Source organism: Pseudomonas sp. CFBP13508 (genome assembly GCF_005233515.1).
GTDB classification, from domain to species: Bacteria; Pseudomonadota; Gammaproteobacteria; order Pseudomonadales; family Pseudomonadaceae; genus Aquipseudomonas; species Aquipseudomonas mercuritolerans.
Window position 1 is genome coordinate 440,564 of record NZ_QFZZ01000003.1, and the last position, 19,095, is coordinate 459,658.

Annotated in this window: 19 protein-coding genes and 1 pseudogene; 10 read left to right on the forward strand and 10 right to left on the reverse strand. The window is 60.5% G+C overall.

Annotation, left to right across the window (positions count from 1 at the left end):
- The first annotated feature begins 82 nt into the window (after positions 1-82).
- Positions 83-2,920 (forward strand): class I adenylate cyclase, encoded by a 2,838-nt coding sequence (locus tag PspCFBP13508_RS10415; protein WP_137214384.1) that lies wholly within the window; start codon positions 83-85, stop codon positions 2,918-2,920.
- 9 nt (positions 2,921-2,929) lie between these two features.
- On the opposite strand, the gene rnk is transcribed toward PspCFBP13508_RS10415, so the two are convergent.
- The 4 genes and pseudogenes from rnk to PspCFBP13508_RS27645 form a co-directional block, all read right to left on the reverse strand.
- Entirely contained in the window at positions 2,930-3,349 is a 420-nt protein-coding gene (gene rnk, locus PspCFBP13508_RS10420) for a nucleoside diphosphate kinase regulator (protein WP_130912468.1), read from the reverse strand.
- Between the two features lie 254 nt (positions 3,350-3,603).
- A complete protein-coding gene (locus tag PspCFBP13508_RS10425) occupies positions 3,604-3,825 on the reverse strand; it encodes a DUF1289 domain-containing protein (RefSeq protein WP_130912469.1) in 222 nt (73 codons plus the stop codon).
- A gap of 3 nt (positions 3,826-3,828) precedes the next feature.
- Positions 3,829-4,161 carry an iron donor protein CyaY gene (cyaY, locus tag PspCFBP13508_RS10430; RefSeq protein ID WP_041476930.1) on the reverse strand — a complete coding sequence of 111 codons (333 nt, stop codon included), beginning with the start codon at positions 4,159-4,161 and terminating at the stop codon, positions 3,829-3,831.
- Positions 4,162-4,272: 111 nt separating this feature from the next.
- A pseudogene (locus tag PspCFBP13508_RS27645) lies at positions 4,273-4,371 on the reverse strand (metal ABC transporter ATP-binding protein); the annotation flags it as partial.
- A 103-nt stretch (positions 4,372-4,474) separates the two neighbouring features.
- Here PspCFBP13508_RS27645 and PspCFBP13508_RS10440 point away from each other — a divergent pair.
- Genes PspCFBP13508_RS10440 through PspCFBP13508_RS10465 form a run of 6 tightly spaced genes read left to right on the forward strand, consistent with a single transcriptional unit; the run spans position 4,475 to position 9,081 of the window.
- Positions 4,475-4,645, forward strand: a complete 171-nt coding sequence (locus tag PspCFBP13508_RS10440) for a lipoprotein (protein ID WP_016772589.1) — start codon at positions 4,475-4,477, stop codon at positions 4,643-4,645.
- A gap of 9 nt (positions 4,646-4,654) precedes the next feature.
- Positions 4,655-5,902: a diaminopimelate decarboxylase gene (gene lysA / locus PspCFBP13508_RS10445; RefSeq protein WP_137214385.1), complete on the forward strand. Its 1,248-nt coding sequence runs from the start codon at positions 4,655-4,657 to the stop codon at positions 5,900-5,902.
- Between the two features lie 3 nt (positions 5,903-5,905).
- A complete protein-coding gene (gene dapF, locus PspCFBP13508_RS10450) occupies positions 5,906-6,736 on the forward strand; it encodes a diaminopimelate epimerase (protein WP_137214386.1) in 831 nt (276 codons plus the stop codon).
- 13 nt (positions 6,737-6,749) lie between these two features.
- On the forward strand, positions 6,750-7,475 hold the full coding sequence (locus PspCFBP13508_RS10455; RefSeq protein WP_024014772.1) for a DUF484 family protein: 726 nt from the start codon (positions 6,750-6,752) through the stop codon (positions 7,473-7,475).
- Positions 7,476-7,477: 2 nt separating this feature from the next.
- Positions 7,478-8,377 carry a tyrosine recombinase XerC gene (gene xerC, locus PspCFBP13508_RS10460; RefSeq protein ID WP_024014773.1) on the forward strand — a complete coding sequence of 300 codons (900 nt, stop codon included), beginning with the start codon at positions 7,478-7,480 and terminating at the stop codon, positions 8,375-8,377.
- Entirely contained in the window at positions 8,374-9,081 is a 708-nt protein-coding gene (locus PspCFBP13508_RS10465; protein WP_137214387.1) for an HAD-IA family hydrolase, read from the forward strand. Before xerC ends, PspCFBP13508_RS10465 begins: the two co-directional genes overlap by 4 nt.
- Before the next feature lie 189 nt (positions 9,082-9,270).
- On the opposite strand, the gene sutA is transcribed toward PspCFBP13508_RS10465, so the two are convergent.
- The 4 genes from sutA to glnK form a co-directional block, all read right to left on the reverse strand.
- On the reverse strand, positions 9,271-9,597 hold the full coding sequence (gene sutA, locus PspCFBP13508_RS10475; protein WP_016772583.1) for a transcriptional regulator SutA: 327 nt from the start codon (positions 9,595-9,597) through the stop codon (positions 9,271-9,273).
- Between the two features lie 101 nt (positions 9,598-9,698).
- Positions 9,699-10,124, reverse strand: coding sequence for a secondary thiamine-phosphate synthase enzyme YjbQ (locus tag PspCFBP13508_RS10480; RefSeq protein WP_130912471.1), 426 nt, complete (start codon positions 10,122-10,124; stop codon positions 9,699-9,701).
- 215 nt (positions 10,125-10,339) lie between these two features.
- Positions 10,340-11,677 carry an ammonium transporter gene (locus tag PspCFBP13508_RS10485; RefSeq protein WP_041476939.1) on the reverse strand — a complete coding sequence of 446 codons (1,338 nt, stop codon included), beginning with the start codon at positions 11,675-11,677 and terminating at the stop codon, positions 10,340-10,342.
- Positions 11,678-11,714: 37 nt separating this feature from the next.
- Positions 11,715-12,053, reverse strand: a complete 339-nt coding sequence (gene glnK, locus PspCFBP13508_RS10490; RefSeq protein WP_002555808.1) for a P-II family nitrogen regulator — start codon at positions 12,051-12,053, stop codon at positions 11,715-11,717.
- 394 nt (positions 12,054-12,447) lie between these two features.
- Between glnK and PspCFBP13508_RS10495 the strand changes: the two genes are divergently transcribed.
- The 3 genes from PspCFBP13508_RS10495 to PspCFBP13508_RS10505 all read left to right on the forward strand — a co-directional run bounded on the left by PspCFBP13508_RS10495 (position 12,448) and on the right by PspCFBP13508_RS10505 (position 15,617).
- Positions 12,448-12,708, forward strand: a complete 261-nt coding sequence (locus tag PspCFBP13508_RS10495; protein WP_008086041.1) for an accessory factor UbiK family protein — start codon at positions 12,448-12,450, stop codon at positions 12,706-12,708.
- A 273-nt stretch (positions 12,709-12,981) separates the two neighbouring features.
- Positions 12,982-13,527: an N-acetyltransferase gene (locus PspCFBP13508_RS10500; RefSeq protein ID WP_330221309.1), complete on the forward strand. Its 546-nt coding sequence runs from the start codon at positions 12,982-12,984 to the stop codon at positions 13,525-13,527.
- 596 nt (positions 13,528-14,123) lie between these two features.
- Positions 14,124-15,617 carry a YifB family Mg chelatase-like AAA ATPase gene (locus PspCFBP13508_RS10505; RefSeq protein ID WP_137214388.1) on the forward strand — a complete coding sequence of 498 codons (1,494 nt, stop codon included), beginning with the start codon at positions 14,124-14,126 and terminating at the stop codon, positions 15,615-15,617.
- On the opposite strand, the gene PspCFBP13508_RS10510 is transcribed toward PspCFBP13508_RS10505, so the two are convergent.
- Together PspCFBP13508_RS10510 and PspCFBP13508_RS10515 are read right to left on the reverse strand one after the other, a co-directional pair.
- A complete protein-coding gene (locus tag PspCFBP13508_RS10510) occupies positions 15,614-16,828 on the reverse strand; it encodes an aldose 1-epimerase family protein (RefSeq protein ID WP_137214389.1) in 1,215 nt (404 codons plus the stop codon). The genes PspCFBP13508_RS10505 and PspCFBP13508_RS10510 overlap by 4 nt on opposite strands.
- A 195-nt stretch (positions 16,829-17,023) precedes the next feature.
- On the reverse strand, positions 17,024-19,000 hold the full coding sequence (locus PspCFBP13508_RS10515; protein ID WP_016772578.1) for a methyl-accepting chemotaxis protein: 1,977 nt from the start codon (positions 18,998-19,000) through the stop codon (positions 17,024-17,026).
- Positions 19,001-19,095: the final 95 nt, after the last annotated feature.

The window sequence follows — 19,095 nt, forward strand, 5'->3', positions numbered from 1 at the left end:
TAAACGTCCTGCTGCGCAGAGGCTAAACTGCGGCCAATCCGAGACCCTCTACATCCGAGCCTGCAAGCCGGTTTGAGCTGACATGACGCGCACCCACGAAATCCGCCCCGACCTGGACGAAGGCATCGACCGCAAGGTACTCAGCCAACTGCGCGCACGTTTTCTCAAACTCAATGAAGGCCGCCTCGGCCGCGCACTCGAAGGGTTGTCGACGCGCCAGCAAAGCGTGCTGACGCTGTTGCCGCTGTTCTTTCACGTCAATCATCCGTTGCTGCCTGGCTATGTCTCGGGCAGTACGCCGGCCGGGCTCTCGAATTATGAGCCGGACGCCAATGCGCTGACTGAGGCGCAGCGCCTGACTCGCTCGTTCTCTTATAGGCCGCGCCATGGCAGTAACCCGCCGCGACCGATCCACGGCCTGTTCCTGATGGGCAGCCTCGGCACGCTGGCCCAGGCCGATCAGAGCGATATGGACGTGTGGGTCTGCCATGGGCCGGATCTGAGCGAGAGCGAGCTCGCCGAGCTGAGCAAGAAGTGCCAATTGCTGGAAGCCTGGGCTGCGAGCCAGGGTGCCGAAGCGCATTTCTTCCTGATCGACCCGGCGCGCTTCGTCAAAGGCGAACGAGATTCCAAGCTCAGTTCGGACAACTGCGGCAGCACCCAGCACTATCTGCTGCTCGACGAGTTTTATCGCACGGCGATCTGGCTGGCCGGGCGCACGCCGATCTGGTGGTTGGTGCCGGTCTATGAAGAAACAGCCTACGACGCGTACACCCACACCCTACTGTCCAAACGCTTTATTCGCGCCGACGAAACCCTCGATCTCGGGCCGATGGCGACCATTCCGCCCGGAGAATTCATCGGCGCCGGGTTGTGGCAGTTGTTCAAAGGCATCGAGTCGCCCTACAAGTCAGTGCTCAAACTGCTGCTGACCGAGGTGTACGCCAGCGAACACCCGCACGTGCAGTGCCTGAGCCTGCGCTTCAAGAAAGCCGTGTTCGCCAATCAGCTCGATCTTGATGAACTGGACCCGTACATGGTCGTGTACCGCCGTATCGAGGAATACCTGCTCGCACGCAACGAACCGGAGCGTCTTGAACTGGTGCGCCGCGCGCTGTATCTGAAGGTCAACCGCAAGCTCACCGGCAACAGCCGCAGCCAAGGTTGGCAACGCGCGTTGCTCGAACGCCTGGCCGGCGAGTGGCACTGGGATCAGCGCCAATTGGCGCTGCTCGACAGTCGCAGTCAATGGAAAGTCCGCCAGGTCAGCGCCGAGCGACGCGCGCTGGTCAACGAACTCAATTACAGCTATCGCTTCCTGACGCAATTCGCCCGCAACGAACAGACTGTCAGCCTGATCAACAAGCGCGACCTCAATGTGCTCGGCCGGCGCCTGTACGCGGCGTTCGAGCGCAAGGCCGACAAGGTCGAATTCATCAATCCGGGCATCGCCCCGGACTTGGCCGAAGACACCCTGACCTTGGTGCAATCGCCGAACAAAAAAGAGCCGGGGCAGACCCAGTGGGGTTTGTACAACGGCAGCCTGACGGCGCTGGAGTGGGAACACTTCGCGCCAATCAAGCGCAGTCGCGAGCTGCTTGAACTGCTGACCTGGTGCCACCGCAACGGCGTGATCGACAGCAGTACGCGTCTGGCCCTGCATCCGGGCACCAGCGACTTGAGCGAGTTCGAGCTGTTCAACCTGCTCGGCAGCCTGCAGCAGTGCATCGCCCTGCCCTTGTCCACCGTCGCCGAAGAGCCCTTGCTGCGCGCCGCCGTGCCCAGCGAAGTGCTGATGCTGATTAACGTCGGCGTCGACCCGCTCAAGCATCACCGCGATCTGAACATCCTGATGACCACCGAGCGCACCGACTCGCTGAGCTATGCCGGTGTGCGCGAGAACCTGGTGCTGACCCTCGATCAGGTCACGCTCAACAGCTGGAACGAAGTGCTGGTCAATCGTTTCGACGGCCCGCATGCGCTGCTCGATTGCCTGCGCGATTACCTCAACAACCTGCCGCGCGGGCCTGTGCAGCCATCCCTGAAAGTACGCTGCTTCTGCCACAACCGCGCGCAGTTCATTGCCCGCCGCGTCGAGGAAATCGTCGACACCGCGCAGACCCTGTTGCTCAGCAATTTGAATCATCGCTACCTGATTCAAGTGCAGCAGCACTATCACGTGCTGGAGCTGGTGCCGGGTCAGGTCAACCATGTCGCCCTCGCCACTCTGCCGGCACTGCTCGATTATCTGGGCGAAGAACAACCGCGCTACAGCCCGCTGCACCTCGACCCGATGGCACTGGAGGACCATGACCTCGCGCTGATCCTGCCGATGGGTCAGCCGGAGTGCATTCAGGTGTTCTACCGCATCAGCGAGCAGCAGGCCGAGCTGTACGTGCTGGATGAATTCAATGCGCTGTGGCAGCAGCAACTGCCGTACCACGACGAGCAGAGTCTGCTGGTACCGCTGCAGCGTTTTCTGCAATCGATCCAGTACCGCCGTGAAGCGCAATTGCCGATGGACGGTGGCCCTGCGGGCAGCCCCGAGACTTTGTATTACCAGCTGTCAGGCCCGGGGCGCTCACGCAGGGTCGAAACCCGGCCAGCACCGCAGACACCGGTGAACAAACCGTTCTATGACGTACAGGCGATCATCGGCAAAGCCGCGCCGGGCGAAGTGCAGGTCACCTTGTATTGCAATCAGCGCGAATTCAGCGAGCTGGAGCATGGCGACCAGTTGTTCAGCGTGGTCGCCCGGGAGATCGTCGAGCAGCGCCGCGAGACCGAGCGCTATCGCTGCTACATCACAGACCTCGATCTCTCGGGGCTGCTCGGTGACGGGCACAGTTCAAGCAATCTCTATCTGCGCTACAAGGCGGACCTGGAGCGCTCGTTGAATGAAGCGCTCGAACAGGTTTGAAGCGGGGATTTATTCGGGAAAGGCGCCGCCGTTGACCGGTTGCGATTCCACTTCCAGCAAGGTCAGTTTCAGCGACTTGCCGCCCGGCGCCGGCCAGTCGATGTGCTGACCGACCTTCAGGCCCAGCAGCGCACTGCCGACCGGTGCCAGGATCGAGATCTTGCCTTCGTCGGCGTTGGCCTCCTTGGGATAGACCAGCGTCAGGTGGTAATCCTTGCCACTGCCTTCTTCGCGGCAATGCACGCGGGAATTCATGGTCACGACATCGGCGGGCACTTCATCGTGGCCGACCACGGTATCGGCGCGGTCCAGCTCGGTTTGCAGCGCAATCACGCCCGGCGCAGCCTGGTCTTTCTCGCTCAGGCTGTCGATCAGGCGCTCCAGACGTTGCACGTCCAGACGGGTAAGGGTGATGGAAGGTGCGGTCATGATCCAGGCAGACTCCTTTCTTCTGCACAAAAAAAGCAAAACCCCGCCAAAAAAGACGGGGTTTTCACCGTGCCTCGGTGGTTTGAGGCGTTCGCGGACACTATCACAGCTCAAAAAATATACAAGTCACGCCCTTTTTTGCCTGGGTGAAACCCTTGTGGCGAGGGGATTTATCCCCGTTCGGCTGCGCAGCAGCCGTATAGATTTTGGGGCCGCTACGCGACCCAACGGGGATAAATCCCCTCGCCACGATATCAACAGGCTTGGGATTTTCGTGCGGCAGCCTGCTGGCATATCACCCGGCGCCGCTGATCATCCGCCGAGCGCCATTCGCGAATGTCTTCGACGTGGCGCGCGCAGCCGAGGCAGACCTTCTGCTCGTCCAGACGACAGACGCCCGTGCACGGCGAAGGCACCGCCGGGCTGACGTTGCTGTAGAGCGGTTTCGGCGGGCGAACAGGCGCTGCATCAGCCACGAATCACAGACCTTCGAAATCGAATTCGGCGCCAGCCTGCTGTTTGACGAGGCGCTGAAGCATTTCGCCCAATTGCTCTTCGCTCTTGTCGCACATCCAGCGCTCGCTTTCTTCGTCGTAGTCGAAGTGGAAACCACCGGACACGGCCGCCAGCCACAGCTGACGCAATGGCTCCTGGCGGCTGAAGATCAACTGGCTGCCGTTTTCGAATTTGACCGTCAGCACGCCGGCCGAGCTTTCCAGATCGATGTCCAGATCGCTTTCGTCAAATATGTCTTCCAGTTTTTCCTGGGTTTCATCGACCAGATCGTGGAAACGGGCTTCGGACAAACTCATTGCGGCAACCTCAAAAATGTCTGATCAGGCTCAAGCGCCGAAAGATACGGACGCTGCCGGCCGATTGCAAAGATTAACGACCAAGCACCTGTCGCCTATTCAACACCGCCCCTGTGGGAGCGAGCCTGCTCGCGAAAGCGGTGTGTCAGGCAACGAGCCTGTTGAATTTGCCGACGCCTTCGCGAGCAGGCTCGCTCCCACAGGGATGATGCGCTTCTCAGGAGCCCCGCCGGACGGGAACCCCCTCGCATAGGCAAGCTGCCGGGTGGCCGGTATACTCCGGCGCAATTAACGCATTTTCAAGGATTTCGCCATGAAGCGCCTGATCTCTTCCCTTGCTGCGCTCGTCGCGGTTGCCTGCCTGGTTTCGGCCTGTGGTCAAAAAGGCCCGCTGTACCTGCCCGATGACGACCAGGACCCGGCCGAACAAGCCCAGTCTTCGCAGAAGCAGCCATCCAAGGCTCACAAGCACGACGTTTACTAAGGGATCGCCATGGACGCTTTTAACTACCGTGGCGGGGAGCTGTTCGCGGAAGGTGTGGCGCTGTCCGCCATCGCCGACCGCTTCGGCACGCCCACCTATGTCTACTCGCGCGCCCACATCGAAGCGCAGTATCTGGCCTACGCCGATGCGCTGGCCGGCATGCCGCATCTGGTCTGCTTCGCGGTCAAAGCCAACTCCAACCTCGGTGTACTGAATGTCCTGGCCCGTCTCGGCGCCGGTTTCGACATCGTTTCCCGTGGTGAGCTGGAACGTGTACTGGCCGCTGGTGGCAGCGCCGACAAGATCGTTTTCTCCGGCGTCGGCAAGACCCGTGACGACATGCGTCGCGCCCTCGAAGTCGGCGTGCACTGCTTCAACGTCGAATCCACCGACGAGCTCGAGCGCCTGCAAGTGGTCGCCGCCGAGCTGGGTGTTCGCGCCCCGGTTTCGCTGCGCGTGAACCCGGACGTCGATGCCGGCACCCACCCGTACATTTCCACCGGTCTGAAAGAGAACAAGTTCGGCATCGCCATTGCCGACGCCGAAGACGTGTACGTGCGCGCCGCGCATCTGCCGAACCTGGAAGTGGTCGGTGTCGACTGCCACATCGGTTCGCAACTGACCACCCTGCCGCCGTTCATTGATGCACTGGATCGCTTGCTCGATCTGGTCGACCGTCTCGGCGATTGTGGCATTCACCTGCGCCACATCGATCTCGGTGGCGGCCTGGGCGTGCGTTATCGCGATGAAGAGCCGCCGCTGGCTGCCGACTACATCAAAGCTGTACGCGAGCGCCTCAACGGACGTGATCTGGCGCTGGTATTCGAGCCGGGCCGCTTCATCGTCGCCAATGGCGGCGTGCTGCTGACCCAGGTCGAGTACCTCAAGCACACCGAGCACAAGGATTTCGCCATTGTCGACGCGGCAATGAACGATCTGATCCGCCCGGCGCTTTATCAGGCGTGGATGGACGTCACCGCGGTGAAACCGCGCGACAGCGCCGCACGCAAGTACGACATCGTCGGCCCGATCTGCGAAACCGGCGACTTCCTCGCCAAGGACCGCGAGCTGGCGCTGGAAGAAGGCGACTTGCTGGCAGTGCATTCGGCCGGTGCCTACGGTTTCGTCATGAGCTCCAACTACAACACCCGCGGCCGTGCTGCTGAAGTGCTGGTGGATGGAGATCAGGTTTTTGAAGTGCGTCGCCGCGAAACCGTGGCCGAGCTGTTTGCCGGCGAAAGCCTGCTGCCGGAGTAACCCATGCTGCTGCGTTTTACCAAAATGCACGGCCTGGGCAACGACTTCATGGTCCTCGACCTGGTCAGCCAGCACGCGCACATTCAGCCCAAACACGCCAAGCAATGGGGCGACCGCCACACCGGTATCGGTTTCGACCAGTTGCTGATAGTCGAAGCGCCGAGCAACCCGGACGTGGATTTTCGCTACCGGATCTTCAATTCCGACGGTTCGGAAGTGGAGCAATGCGGCAACGGTGCGCGCTGCTTCGCTCGCTTCGTGCTCGACAAACGTCTGACTGCCAAGCGGCAGATCCGCGTCGAGACCAAGGGCGGCATCATCGAACTGGACGTGCGTAACGACGGCCAGATCGGCGTGAACATGGGCGCGCCGCGCCTGGTGCCAGCGGATATTCCATTCCAGGCGCCAGCCCAGGCCAGCAGTTATCAGCTGGACGTCGAAGGCGCCACGGTCGAGCTGGCCGCCGTGTCGATGGGCAATCCCCATGCGGTCATACGCGTGGATGACATCAACAGTGCACCGGTGCATGAACTGGGGCCGAAGATAGAACACCATCCGCGCTTCCCGGCGCGGGTCAATGTCGGTTTCCTTCAGGTCATCGACCGCCATCGTGCGCAACTGCGCGTATGGGAACGCGGCGCCGGGGAAACCCAGGCCTGCGGCACCGGCGCCTGTGCGGCAGCGGTGGCGGCCATCAGTCAGGGGTGGATGGATTCGCCGCTGTTGATCGACCTGCCCGGCGGGCGTCTGTCCATCGAGTGGGCCGGCCCGGGCGAACCGGTGTTGATGACCGGTCCGGCAGTGCGTGTATACGAAGGACAAGTGCGTCTTTGAGCGAGCAGAAATCATGACCGACAAGCCACAGGTACCCGCCCGACCAGTCGACGAATCAGCGTCCGAGAGCCTTGAGGCAGCCGCGGTTGCCGCCTACCTGGAGGCTCATCCGGACTTCTTCGTCGAGCACGAAGAACTGCTGCCGTCGTTGCGCATTCCGCACCGACGCGGCGACACCGTGTCGCTGGTCGAGCGGCAGATGACCATCCTGCGCGATCGCAATATCGAGATGCGCCATCGCCTTTCGCATCTGATGGACGTGGCCCGCGACAACGATCGCCTGTTCGAAAAGACCCGCCGCCTGATCCTCGCGCTGATGGATGCATCGACCCTGGAAGACGTGGTCATCAGCGTTGAGGACAGCCTGCGTCAGGATTTTCAGGTGCCTTTCGTCAGCCTGATCCTGCTCGGCGACAACCCGGCCCCGGTCGGCCGCTGGGTGACTCACGCCGACGCGCAAACCGCGATCGGTGGCCTGCTCACCGAAGGCAAAAGCGTCAGCGGCAGCCTGCGTGAACATGAGCTGGATTTCCTCTTCGGCGAAGAACAGCGCCAGCAGATCGGCTCGACCGCCGTGGTTGCCGTCAGCCATCAAGGCATCCACGGCATTCTGGCCATCGCCAGCCGTGACCCGCAGCATTACAAGAGCTCGGTCGGCACCCTGTTCCTCAGTTACATCGCCGAGGTCATGGGCCGCGTGCTGCCACGGGTCAACAGCTCGCTGCGCTCGGTACGCTGACCATGGAACGACAACTGGACGCTTACTGCGAACATCTGCGCAGTGAGCGACAGGTGTCGCCGCACACCCTGTCGGCTTATCGCCGCGACCTCGATAAAGTCCTCGGCTGGTGCATCAAGCAGAACATCGGCAGTTGGGCCGCGCTGGACATCCAGCGTCTGCGCAGCCTGATCGCCCGATTGCATGCGCAAGGCCAGTCCTCGCGCAGCCTCGCCCGCCTGCTCTCGGCGGTGCGCGGGCTTTATCACTATTTGAATCGCGAAGGCCTGTGTGACCACGACCCGGCCACCGGCCTGGCCCCGCCGAAAGGCGAACGGCGCCTGCCGAAGACCCTCGATACTGACCGCGCCCTGCAATTGCTGGAAGGTGCGGTCGAGGATGACTTTCTCGCCCGCCGCGATCAGGCGATTCTCGAGCTGTTCTATTCGTCAGGCCTGCGTCTGTCCGAATTGACCGGGCTCAATCTCGATCAACTCGACCTCGCCGACGGCATGGTTCAGGTGCTCGGCAAGGGCAGCAAGACTCGGCTGTTGCCGGTTGGCACCAAGGCTCGCGAAGCCTTGGAACACTGGTTGCCGCTTAGAGCCATGACCAACCCGGCGGACGATGCGGTGTTTGTCAGCCAGCAAGGTCGTCGTCTCGGCCCGCGGGCGATTCAGGTGCGGGTCAAACTTGCTGGCGAGCGCGAGCTGGGGCAGAACCTGCATCCGCACATGCTGCGGCACTCGTTCGCCAGCCATTTGCTCGAGTCTTCACAGGATCTGCGCGCGGTGCAGGAATTGCTCGGTCACTCTGATATCAAAACCACACAGATCTATACCCACCTCGACTTCCAGCATCTGGCGGCGGTCTACGACAGCGCCCATCCCCGGGCCAAACGCATGAAAGGCGATGATTCATGAGCATTCAGTTGATCACCTTCGACCTCGACGACACCCTGTGGGACACCGCTCCGGTGATCGCCAGCGCCGAAACCGTGTTGCGCGAATGGCTGAGCGAGCATGCGTCGAACCTGGGCGCGGTGCCGGTGGAGCATTTGTGGTCGATTCGCGAGCGAGTGCTGGCGGGCGAACCGGGACTCAAACACCGCATCAGCGCGCTGCGCCGACGTGTGCTGTTCCATGCGCTCGAAGAAGCCGGGTATGCCCACGGCGAAGCGTCGGAGCTGGCTGACAAGGCTTTTGAAGTGTTCCTGCATGCGCGGCATCAGATCGAAGTGTTCCCGGAAGTCGAGCCGCTGCTGGAGCTGCTCGCCAATCATTACGCCCTCGGCGTGGTCACCAATGGCAATGCCGACGTGCGCCGGCTGGGGCTGGCGGATTACTTCAAGTTTGCCTTGTGCGCCGAAGACATCGGCATCGCCAAACCGGATGCGCGGCTGTTTCATGAAGCCTTGCGGCGTGGCGATGTGAGTGCCGAAGCGGCGGTGCATGTCGGCGATCATCCCGGCGATGACATTGCCGGGGCGCAGCAGGCGGGATTGCGCGCGGTGTGGTTCAACCCGACGGGCAAGGTCTGGGAAGCGGAGCGCTTGCCGGATGCGGAGATTCGCAGTCTCACGGAATTGCCCGCCGTCCTCTCCCGCTGGAATGCTTCCTCGAACTGATCTACAGCCCTGTGGGAGCGAGCCTGCTCGCGAATGCGGTGTGTCATCCAACATGTATGTCGGCTGACATGCCCTCTTCGCGAGCAGGCTCGCTCCCACAGGGGACTGCATTTGTTTTCAACGGATTTATTTCAGACATGAAAAAGCCCGCAGCGACGGCGGGCTTTTTCAGCAAGCGAGCGACGCGCCTCAGATAGGGCGGCTGCCGTACTTGTTGTCCGGCTTCTTGGGCGGATCGGCGACCACGTTGGCCTCCACTTCCTGCACCTTGCCGCCGCGCGCAAGGAATTCTTCCATGGCCTTGGCCAGGGCGTCACGCTCCTTGTTCTTGGCTTCGATGCTCGGCAACTCGTCGACCGAGACCGCAGCCTTGGCTTTGCCTTTGGCAGCCGGGGCCGGCGTGTCGTCACCGCCATCATCTTCGGCAACGTCTTCCGCTGCCGCTTCCAGGCCTTCCTCGGCCTCGTCTTCGTCGCCTACTTCGAGGTCGTCGTTTTCCAGATCATCGTCGCTCATGTTCTACCTCATGACTTGCCAAAAGCAGATTAGTTATAGACCAGCTTTGGCGGCTGTCGAAGCCGCCGTTGAAAAATCTTCTGCCGCTGCCCGGCAGCGGCTCATGCCTGTTCACCGTGCAAGGTGGCGAGGACTTTACGGGCACCGCCATGATCACGGTGCTCGCCCAGATAAATCCCTTGCCAAGTACCCAGGGCCAGCCGCCCTGCCGCAACCGGCAGACTGATCTGGCAACCAAGCACGCTGGCCTTGAAGTGCGCCGGGAGATCATCCGGGCCTTCGTCGTTGTGCTCGTAGCCGTCTGTTCCTTGTGGGATCAGACGATTGAAAAATCGTTCGAAGTCGCGACGAACTGCCGGATCGGCGTTCTCGTTGATGGTCAACGACGCCGACGTGTGCTGCAGCCACAAATGCAACAGACCGACCCGACAGGTCTTGAGTTCAGGCAAGCCTGTGAGCAACTCGTCCGTCACCAGATGAAAGCCCCGGGGCCTTGCCCGCAGGGTTATCAGAGTCTGTTGCCACATACAGTTCTCCGCTCGTTCGGGGCGCATTCTAGCGTGCTCTGAAAAAAAACAAAGGCCCTAATATTCCTGCAGCGATGTAAGCGATTGCCCGCAGAAAAAGCCTCGTCGTAAAGACGACCAAAGCCGTAAGAAAAATCCTTTCAGCCGCTCCCTGAATGACAAATCCCGGACAAAAAAATGCCCGGCGAACCGGGCAATTTTTTTATCGCGCGTACTTACAGGTTGTAGCCGCGTTCGTTGTGTTGTGCCAGATCGAGGCCGACCGACTCTTCTTCCTCGGTTACGCGCAGACCCATGACGGCGTCCAGCACCTTGAGGATGATGAAGGTGACGATCGCGGTGTAGATCACCGTGAAGCCGACGCCTTTGATCTGGATCCAGACCTGCGCGCCAATGTCAGTCACGGTGCCGAAGCCGCCCAGTGCCGGTGCGGCAAACACACCGGTGAGGATCGCGCCGAGGATACCGCCGATACCGTGCACGCCGAAGGCATCCAGGGAGTCGTCATAGCCGAGTTTGCGTTTCAGGGTGGTGGCGCAGAAGAAGCACACCACACCTGCAGCCAGACCGATCACCAGTGCCCCCATCGGGCCCACGGTGCCAGCGGCCGGGGTGATCGCGACCAGACCGGCGACCACACCCGAAGCAATACCCAGTGCGCTTGGCTTGCCGTGGGTGACCCACTCGGCAAACATCCAGCCCAGTGCCGCAGCGGCAGTGGCGATCTGGGTAACCAGCATGGCCATACCGGCAGTGCCGTTGGCGGCAGCAGCGGAACCAGCGTTGAAGCCGAACCAGCCGACCCACAGCATCGCCGCGCCCATCAGCGTGTAGCCGAGGTTATGCGGAGCCATTGGTGTGGTCGGGAAGCCTTTGCGCTTGCCCAGCACCAGGCACGCGACCAGACCGGCGATACCGGCGTTGATGTGCACCACGGTGCCGCCAGCGAAGTCGAGCACGCCCCAGTCCCACATCAGGCCGCCGTTACCGGACCAGACCATGTGCGCGATCGGTGCATAAACCAGCGTGAACCAGATGCCCATGAAGATCAGCATCGCGGAGAACTTCATGCGCTCGGCGAACGCACCGACGATCAGCGCCGGGGTGATGATCGCGAAGGTCATCTGGAAGGTGATGAACACCGCCTCAGGGAACAGCGCCGCCGGGCCGGTAATGCTCGAAGGCGTGACACCGGCGAGGAACGCCTTGCCCATGCCACCGAAGAACGAATTGAAGTTGACGACGCCCTGCTCCATGCCGGTGGTGTCGAAGGCAATGCTGTAGCCATAAATGACCCACAGGATGCTGATCAGACCGGTAATGGCGAAGCACTGCATCAGCACGGAAAGAATGTTTTTCGAGCGAACCATACCGCCGTAGAACAGCGCCAGGCCGGGAATGGTCATGAACAGCACGAGCGCTGTCGAGGTGAGCATCCAGGCGGTGTCGCCGGAATTGAGGACTGGCGCTGCCACTTCGTCTGCCGCCATGGCGATGCCGGGCATTACGATGGACAACAGGGCGCCTAGCCCTGCGAATTTACGCAGAGTCATATTGTTTTCTCCTGGGGCGTTGGGTTTGTGGCGGCGCTTAGATCGCGTCGGTATCGGTTTCGCCGGTACGGATGCGGATCGCCTGTTCCAGATTGACCACGAAGATCTTGCCGTCACCGATCTTGCCGGTGTTGGCCGCTTTGGTTATCGCCTCGATAACCCGATCCAGATCCTTGTCGTCGATGGCCACGTCGATTTTCACCTTGGGCAGAAAATCGACCACATATTCCGCGCCGCGATACAGCTCGGTGTGACCCTTCTGCCGGCCGAAGCCCTTGACTTCAGTAACGGTAATGCCCTGCACGCCGATTTCGGACAGCGACTCGCGCACGTCGTCCAACTTGAACGGCTTGATGATGGCAGTGACTAGCTTCATGAAACTCTCTCCCGAATTGGTGGACTTGCCCCAGGAAAACAAACCCGTCTCAAGTCTAAGCGCAGTGCCTGGCTTTGTAACGCATCGTTGACGCCAGCTAACCGCATCAGACGAAACTCCCCGCTTCGTCTGCCGCACTGCATTCGTCACAGCGACTGCATCAGTGCATGGGTCGAGGGTGACTAAGCAGAAACCTTGCCAGCTCGGCAAAAACCCTGCATTTCAATCTCTTGGCCCCCGTTGCACGCGTTCCGGCAGAAAAGCCTTTGCCGATACGCACAACAACGGTGCGCCACCGTCCGTCCCCCTGCGCGAAAAGCGTGCATCCGTGCAACGGGATTGACTATAGACACTGCGTGATACACTGCCGGCCATTGTTTCCAGGACATTTCCCATGCTCGCGCCCAAAGACTTCCTCGACGCCCTGAGCGGCACCGCCTCCCGCCTCTTCAACGGCGACACCCCGCTGCCGAAAGCCGAAATCGAAAGCCAGTTCAAGATGCTGCTGCAAAGTGCCTTCAGCAAACTCGATCTGGTCAGCCGGGAAGAGTTTGATAGTCAGATGGTGGTGTTGGCTCGCACGCGGGCCCGCCTCGAAAGTCTCGAAGCCAAAGTCGCCGAGATGGAAGCGAAGCTGACACCGCCCGCGGAATAATCCGCTGCTATCCCCTGTGGGAGCAGCTAGCCTGCTAGCGACTGAAGGTCGGCACTACCTTCAGCTTCATGTGTATGAATTAGCGCAGGCTGCGATCTTTTGATGCACAGCCCTGCAACAATCCCCACTGAAATGACCTTTTTGTGTCTTCGTTCCCCCACCCTGCTCCGAAATCCTCCACTCACAGAAGTAACGTCCTACAAAACGCGTCCGCCACGTCTGATTTCGCTGCCCCCTCTCTGCTGGCTATCTTCTGCGACCAGATCCAAACAGATGAAAACAATGAGAAGAAAAGGCAAAGCAACGGATCTTCGTAACCAGACATTCAGATCAAATTCGCGAAAGATCGCCTACAAATTCTTTCTCAAGGACATTGCCCCGAGAATCCCAAATATTGATGCAGCAGCGGTCAAGTTTGAGCCAATTACCCCAGCAGCGATAAAGCAATACTTTCTCTGGGAGGGGCCAACAATTTTCCCTTGGGATGACGTTGCAGACTGGAAAAGTAAAGATGCGAAAGGTCTGGATTTGGCGATATGGTACAAACAGATTCTTTGCGGCATGTGCTATGCGACCCCGCGCGCAAGCTCTATCTGCTTAAAGATTGTTTTGTTGGAAGGGCATCCGGATAGCGCGCACCCGCTTCGCGGCAGGATCGCGCCGATTGCTCTGCTTGTCGCAGATCACTATGCGCGAGCGCTAGGATGCAAAGAAATCGAGATCCAGGATCCTGATCCGAATGTTGTTTTTTACTACCGGAAACTGGGGTTCGAGTTCGACCACACCAACCGGCTTGTCATTTCTGTGAACGGTCAATAACATCGAAATCAACAACCCAATCGCACGAGGTGCGTATGAGCCCAAAAAAGCGAAAGGAAAAGCTTCTTCAGATTGTTGAACTACATCTCGAAGCACTCCGGTTGGCTGGGGACATGTCAGCCAACCAACGGCGATTTATTGAAGTTGCTGTTACGTGTGGGCCAGAGCTTGAGCCAAGCGGCCCGCTGGCCGGTAGAAGATCCTGAGTCAAAAATAAAAAGGCGTCCATAGGACGCCTTTATTGTGTTTGGAGGAGTAGTCGCAGCGATTCTTTAGCTCCTGGCTTCGCCGCCATGGGTTCAGAATCCGACGAGTCGGCCCGTCGTCACTACTTCAGAGAAACCAGCTGTCTCTGCTGCCAAAAATGCGGGGGAGCTTTTACTGGTGCCCAGTCCCGACGAATGCGCAGTTGCAGTCCTCGAGCGGGAGGATCCGTCAATGCCGGGCGAGAGTCAACGCTTCAATTCAGGCAAACAGTGACAGCCAATCGGGTCTGGATACGTCTTGTAAACCTCTATTTCAGCACTGAAGCCCGGCTCAACTACCCTTCAAAAACCCGCAGGAAGCGGCTCCCCGATTCAGCTCAAGGAACGACCATGTCCCTCTCCATTGTCCACAGTCGCGCCCAGATTGGCGTGGAAGCCCCCGCCGTTACCGTCGAAGTCCATCTGGCCAACGGTCTGCCGTCGCTGACCATGGTCGGCCTGCCTGAAGCGGCGGTGAAGGAGAGCAAGGATCGGGTGCGCAGCGCGATCATCAATTCCGGGCTGCAATTTCCGGCGCGGCGGATCACCTTGAATCTTGCGCCGGCGGATCTGCCCAAGGATGGCGGGCGCTTCGATCTGGCAATTGCCTTGGGGATCTTGTCGGCCAGTGTGCAAGTGCCGTGTCTGACGCTGGACGATGTGGAATGTCTGGGTGAGTTGGCGCTGTCTGGCGCCGTGCGACCGGTGCGTGGCGTGCTGCCGGCGGCACTGGCGGCGCGCAAGGCCGGGAGGGCGTTGGTGGTGCCACGGGCGAATGCGGAAGAGGCGTGTCTGGCATCCGGGCTGAAGGTGTTTGCGGTCGATCACTTGCTGGAGGCGGTGGCCCATTTCAACGGGCACACGCCGGTGGAGCCTTACGTTTCCGACGGCTTGATGCATGCCGCCAAACCCTATCCCGACCTCAATGAGGTGCAGGGGCAGACAGCCGCCAAACGCGCACTGCTGATTGCCGCAGCGGGGGCGCATAACTTGCTGTTCAGTGGGCCACCGGGAACCGGCAAGACGCTGCTGGCCAGTCGTCTGCCAGGATTACTGCCGCCGCTTTCCGAGTGTGAAGCGCTGGAAGTGGCAGCGATTCAATCGGTCGCCAGTGGTGTGCCTCTGACTCATTGGCCGCAACGCCCCTTCCGCCAACCGCATCACTCCGCTTCCGGACCGGCGCTGGTCGGTGGCAGTTCAAAGCCGCAACCCGGCGAAATCACCCTCGCCCATCACGGCGTGCTGTTTCTAGATGAATTGCCAGAGTTTGATCGCAAGGTTCTCGAGGTGCTGCGCGAGCCGCTGGAATCCGGGCATATCGTCATTGCTCGGGCCAAGGATCGCGTACGTTTCCCCGCGCGGTTTCAATTGGTGGCAGCGATGAATCCGTGTCCCTGTGGATATCTTGGCGAACCCAGTGGCAAATGCTCGTGCACACCGGACATGGTCCAGCGCTATCGCAACAAGCTCTCAGGGCCGCTACTCGACCGGATCGATCTGCACCTGACCGTGGCGCGTGAAGCGACCGCATTGAATCCGGCAGCCAAGCCCGGCGAGGACAGCGCCAGCGCTGCGGCGTTGGTCGCCGAAGCGCGGGAACGCCAGCAGAAACGTCAGGGCTGTGCCAATGCGTTTCTCGATCTGCCGGGGCTGAAGCATCACTGCAAGTTATCCACAGCCGATGAAAAATGGCTTGAAGCGGCCTGCGAGCGACTGATCCTGTCGCTGCGCTCGGCGCATCGCCTGCTCAAGGTCGCGCGCACGCTGGCGGATCTTGAACAGGCCGATGCGATTACCCGCGAGCATCTGGCCGAGGCACTGCAATACCGGCCGGCGACACCTTAATGCTCAGTCAGATCAACCAGCGGTGCCTGGCGCACTTCGGTGTCGCGCCCGGCCTGGATATCGGTCACGCGCTTCAACGCGTTATCCACCGCAGCTTTGTCGGCCAGCAGGCTGTAGCTGATCTGGAACTGTTTATGTTCTTTCGGCGCAATGGTCGGCACCAGATTCAACGGCCGCTGATAGCGACGGTTGTAGGAAAAACTGGTTCCCGGCTCCAGCCCGGTGACGTAGCCCTGCCCTTGGGTGTCGGTGTTTTTCCACAGCGAAAACACTGGCAACTGCTGGGTATTGAAGCCAACAGATACGCCGAGACTACCGGCTTTGTTATGCAGCACGGTCAAGGTGTCGCCCTTGGCGTCCGCATACGGCACGACGTTGTAGACAGTTTCATCGTAGTCCTTGGTTGGCCCGCGATAGGTCTGCCAGTCGGGCAGATCACCCTTGGCCTTGTCGTTGAACGGCGACACCTGCTTCACCGGCGCAGCGAATTTCGCTCCTTGCTCAAGAAACGGCGTGCTGAAGTTGCTGTGATACAGCGCCTGGTATTCCTTTGGATAGTCGCCGTTGTTAGTCAGAGTGTCGTTGAGGGCAAAGCGTGCACTGCCCGGTTCGGTGACCAGTTCGGTCGCTACCGAGAAATCGACTTTCTTGAATGCCTGCTCTTTCAACTCGCCACGCAGCGTGATGGCATACGGCGGCTTCTCGTCGATGTGCAAAGTGACGGTGCTGGCCGGGATGTTGGCGGCGCGACCGTGCAAGGTCAGCAATTCGCCGTTGTCCATGCCGGGATGGCCAACCCACTCATAACCGCAACGGGTCACCAGCTCATTGAAGCCTTCGAGCCAGCCCAGGCCACCGCGACCGTTGAGTTCGATGAACGCCGGGTTGACCACGTCCTTGACCGGCGAGTCCCAGCCCATCCGCACGTCGCCCACCGAAGCCTGCAACACATTCATGCCACGGGTCGGCACTACCGAGAGTTTCATCGTGCCGTTATCGATATCGACAATGCTGACGCCCTCCTGACGACCGCCATGCAGGGTACGCAGGGCCACGGAAAACGGTTTGGCAGTTTTTACGCCGAGTTGCTCACTGGTGATCGTCCAGTTTTTTGCCGGAGTGTTGGCGTCGAGCAGGACATAGTCCCAAGCCATGGCATGAGAAGCGGCAGAGAATGCGCCGAGGGCGACGAGGAGTTTGAGCGGGGTCATGGCAGCAGCCTTTATTGGAGTTATGCCATTTTTATAGCGCTGCGGAAACGTTTCAGCAAGTCCAAAGAAGCGGTGGCAGAAAAGCATTCGCGAGCAGGCTCGCTCCCACAGGGATTTCGGGCCTTCACAATATTTGTGAATTACGCCGACTACTGTGGGAGCGAGCCTGCTCGCGATAGCTGTTTCAAAGATGCATCAACGGAAGCGATCAACCTCGGAACGCAGATCCGCCGCCAGCTTCTCCAGCTCTTTCGCGGTGACAGCCAGGTTCGACACCACCTCACGCTGCTCGCTGTTGGCCAAGGCGATGCTCTGCAAATTGCTGCTCAGCAACGTCGCAGTGCTGCTTTGTTCCTGAGTGGCGGTGGTGATCGCAGCAAACTGCTGGCCTGCCGAACGGCTCTGCTCATCAATCCGCGCCAGCGCCGAGGCGACATTGGCGTTGCGCGACAGGCCTTCCTGCATCAGCACATTGCCCTGTTCCATGGTGCTGATCGCGTTGCCGGTTTCCTGTTGGATGCTGTGGATCATGCTGGAGATTTCGTCGGTCGCCTGGCGGGTACGCGAGGCGAGGCTGCGCACTTCGTCCGCGACCACGGCAAAACCGCGACCTTGTTCACCGGCACGCGCGGCTTCGATGGCAGCGTTGAGTGCCAACAGGTTGGTCTGCTCGGCGATCGAAGTGATCACGCCGACAATCCCACCGATTTCCTGCGAGCGCTGCCCCAGCGTGTTGATCACGCTGGCGGTGCTGTTCAGCGCGCCAGCGATCTGCTCCAGCGACGACGACGCTTCTTCCATCGAGCTGCGGCCAATCTGGGTCTGCTGCGCGTTTTCCTGCGCCAGGCGCTGGGTCGCGCCCATGTTGTCGGCAATGTTCAGCGAAGTGGCGCTGAACTCTTCCACGGCGCCGGCCATGCTGGTGATTTCGCCCGACTGTTGCTCCATGCCCTCATACGCACCACCGGACAAACCGGACAACGCCTGCGCGCGGCTGTTGACCTCTTCCGAGGCCCGGCGGATGTGCTCGACCATGGTCGACAGGGCCTGGCTCATCTGGTTGAACGCGCGGGACAGCTGACCGATTTCGTCGTGGCTCGATACGTTCAGACGCACGCTCAGATCACCGGCACCGAGGGCTTCAGCCTGACGCACCAGATCGCCCAGCGGGGCAAGTTTGCTGCGCAGCAGCCAGACCACGGAACCGACCGCGAGCAACATCGCCAGCAGGCTACCGATCGCCAGTTGCGTACCGACGCTCCAGGTCACCGCGCGGATCTCGGCTTTCGGCATGCTCGCCACCACCGACCACGGGCCACCTTCGAACGGTACGGCGATGCTGTAGAAGTCCTCGCCCTTGTCGCTCCAGAACTCACCCTTACCCGGGGTTTTCACCAGGTTGTTGATGGTCGGTGCGGCTTGATCCAGGTTTTCGACGCCGGCAATCGGCACCAGCCATTTGTTCTGCTCGTCGAGCAGGGCCAGCGAGCCTGTCTTGCCAATGCGGAAGCGCTTGAGATTGGCGAACTGCGCGTTCTGCGCATCGGTGTAATCGAAGCCGACGTACAGCACGGCGATGATCTTGCCGCCCGCATCGCGCACCGGTGTGTACTGCGACATGTAGTAGCGCTCGAACAGCAACGAGCGGCCGACATAACTCTGCCCCGCCATCAACTTCGCGTACGCCGGGTTGGCGTGGTCGAGCACAGTGCCGATGGCACGGGTGCCGTCCTGCTTGCTGACGTTGGTGCTGACGCGAATGAAGTCTTCGCCGCTGCGCACGAATACCGTGGCCACGCCGGCGGTCATCTGCTTGAACTCGTCAACTTCCTTGAAGTTGTTGTTCAGCACCTCGTTGCCCAGATGCAGGCCCGGGGTCTGCACGCCGGCCACGGTCACTGGCTGATCCGGGTGCACACTCAAACCACTGCCGAAGCGCTTTTCGAACAGTCCGCTCAGGCGCAGGGTGCTTTCGCGCAGCGTACCGTGAAAGGTGCTCAGTTGATCGGCCAGCAGCCGGGCCTCACTGGCCAAGTGCTCTTCACGGGTGGCGAGGTTGGCGGAATCCAGCGAACGCAAGGCAAAAACCGTACTGCCGCTGATGACTATCGCCAGTATCACAGCAAGGGCAAGGCCCAGCTGCGAGGCGATCCGAGCACGAGGTTGAGACATGAACAGCTCCTGGCCGAGCCACCGAATCCTCCTTGATCGCGGTAATTGCCCGGAAAATATTCTAATAATGGGGGTGTAGCGCGAAACCGGCACGA

Coding starts and splice junctions, on each gene's coding strand:
- PspCFBP13508_RS10415 (WP_137214384.1), top strand. CDS start 83: ATGACGCGCACCCACGAAATCCGCCCCGACCTGGACGAAGGCATCGAC.
- rnk (WP_130912468.1), bottom strand. CDS start 3,349: ATGACCGCACCTTCCATCACCCTTACCCGTCTGGACGTGCAACGTCTG.
- cyaY (WP_041476930.1), bottom strand. CDS start 4,161: ATGAGTTTGTCCGAAGCCCGTTTCCACGATCTGGTCGATGAAACCCAG.
- PspCFBP13508_RS10440 (WP_016772589.1), top strand. CDS start 4,475: ATGAAGCGCCTGATCTCTTCCCTTGCTGCGCTCGTCGCGGTTGCCTGC.
- lysA (WP_137214385.1), top strand. CDS start 4,655: ATGGACGCTTTTAACTACCGTGGCGGGGAGCTGTTCGCGGAAGGTGTG.
- dapF (WP_137214386.1), top strand. CDS start 5,906: ATGCTGCTGCGTTTTACCAAAATGCACGGCCTGGGCAACGACTTCATG.
- PspCFBP13508_RS10455 (WP_024014772.1), top strand. CDS start 6,750: ATGACCGACAAGCCACAGGTACCCGCCCGACCAGTCGACGAATCAGCG.
- xerC (WP_024014773.1), top strand. CDS start 7,478: ATGGAACGACAACTGGACGCTTACTGCGAACATCTGCGCAGTGAGCGA.
- PspCFBP13508_RS10465 (WP_137214387.1), top strand. CDS start 8,374: ATGAGCATTCAGTTGATCACCTTCGACCTCGACGACACCCTGTGGGAC.
- sutA (WP_016772583.1), bottom strand. CDS start 9,597: ATGAGCGACGATGATCTGGAAAACGACGACCTCGAAGTAGGCGACGAA.
- PspCFBP13508_RS10480 (WP_130912471.1), bottom strand. CDS start 10,124: ATGTGGCAACAGACTCTGATAACCCTGCGGGCAAGGCCCCGGGGCTTT.
- PspCFBP13508_RS10485 (WP_041476939.1), bottom strand. CDS start 11,677: ATGACTCTGCGTAAATTCGCAGGGCTAGGCGCCCTGTTGTCCATCGTA.
- glnK (WP_002555808.1), bottom strand. CDS start 12,053: ATGAAGCTAGTCACTGCCATCATCAAGCCGTTCAAGTTGGACGACGTG.
- PspCFBP13508_RS10495 (WP_008086041.1), top strand. CDS start 12,448: ATGCTCGCGCCCAAAGACTTCCTCGACGCCCTGAGCGGCACCGCCTCC.
- PspCFBP13508_RS10500 (WP_330221309.1), top strand. CDS start 12,982: ATGAAAACAATGAGAAGAAAAGGCAAAGCAACGGATCTTCGTAACCAG.
- PspCFBP13508_RS10505 (WP_137214388.1), top strand. CDS start 14,124: ATGTCCCTCTCCATTGTCCACAGTCGCGCCCAGATTGGCGTGGAAGCC.
- PspCFBP13508_RS10510 (WP_137214389.1), bottom strand. CDS start 16,828: ATGACCCCGCTCAAACTCCTCGTCGCCCTCGGCGCATTCTCTGCCGCT.
- PspCFBP13508_RS10515 (WP_016772578.1), bottom strand. CDS start 19,000: ATGTCTCAACCTCGTGCTCGGATCGCCTCGCAGCTGGGCCTTGCCCTT.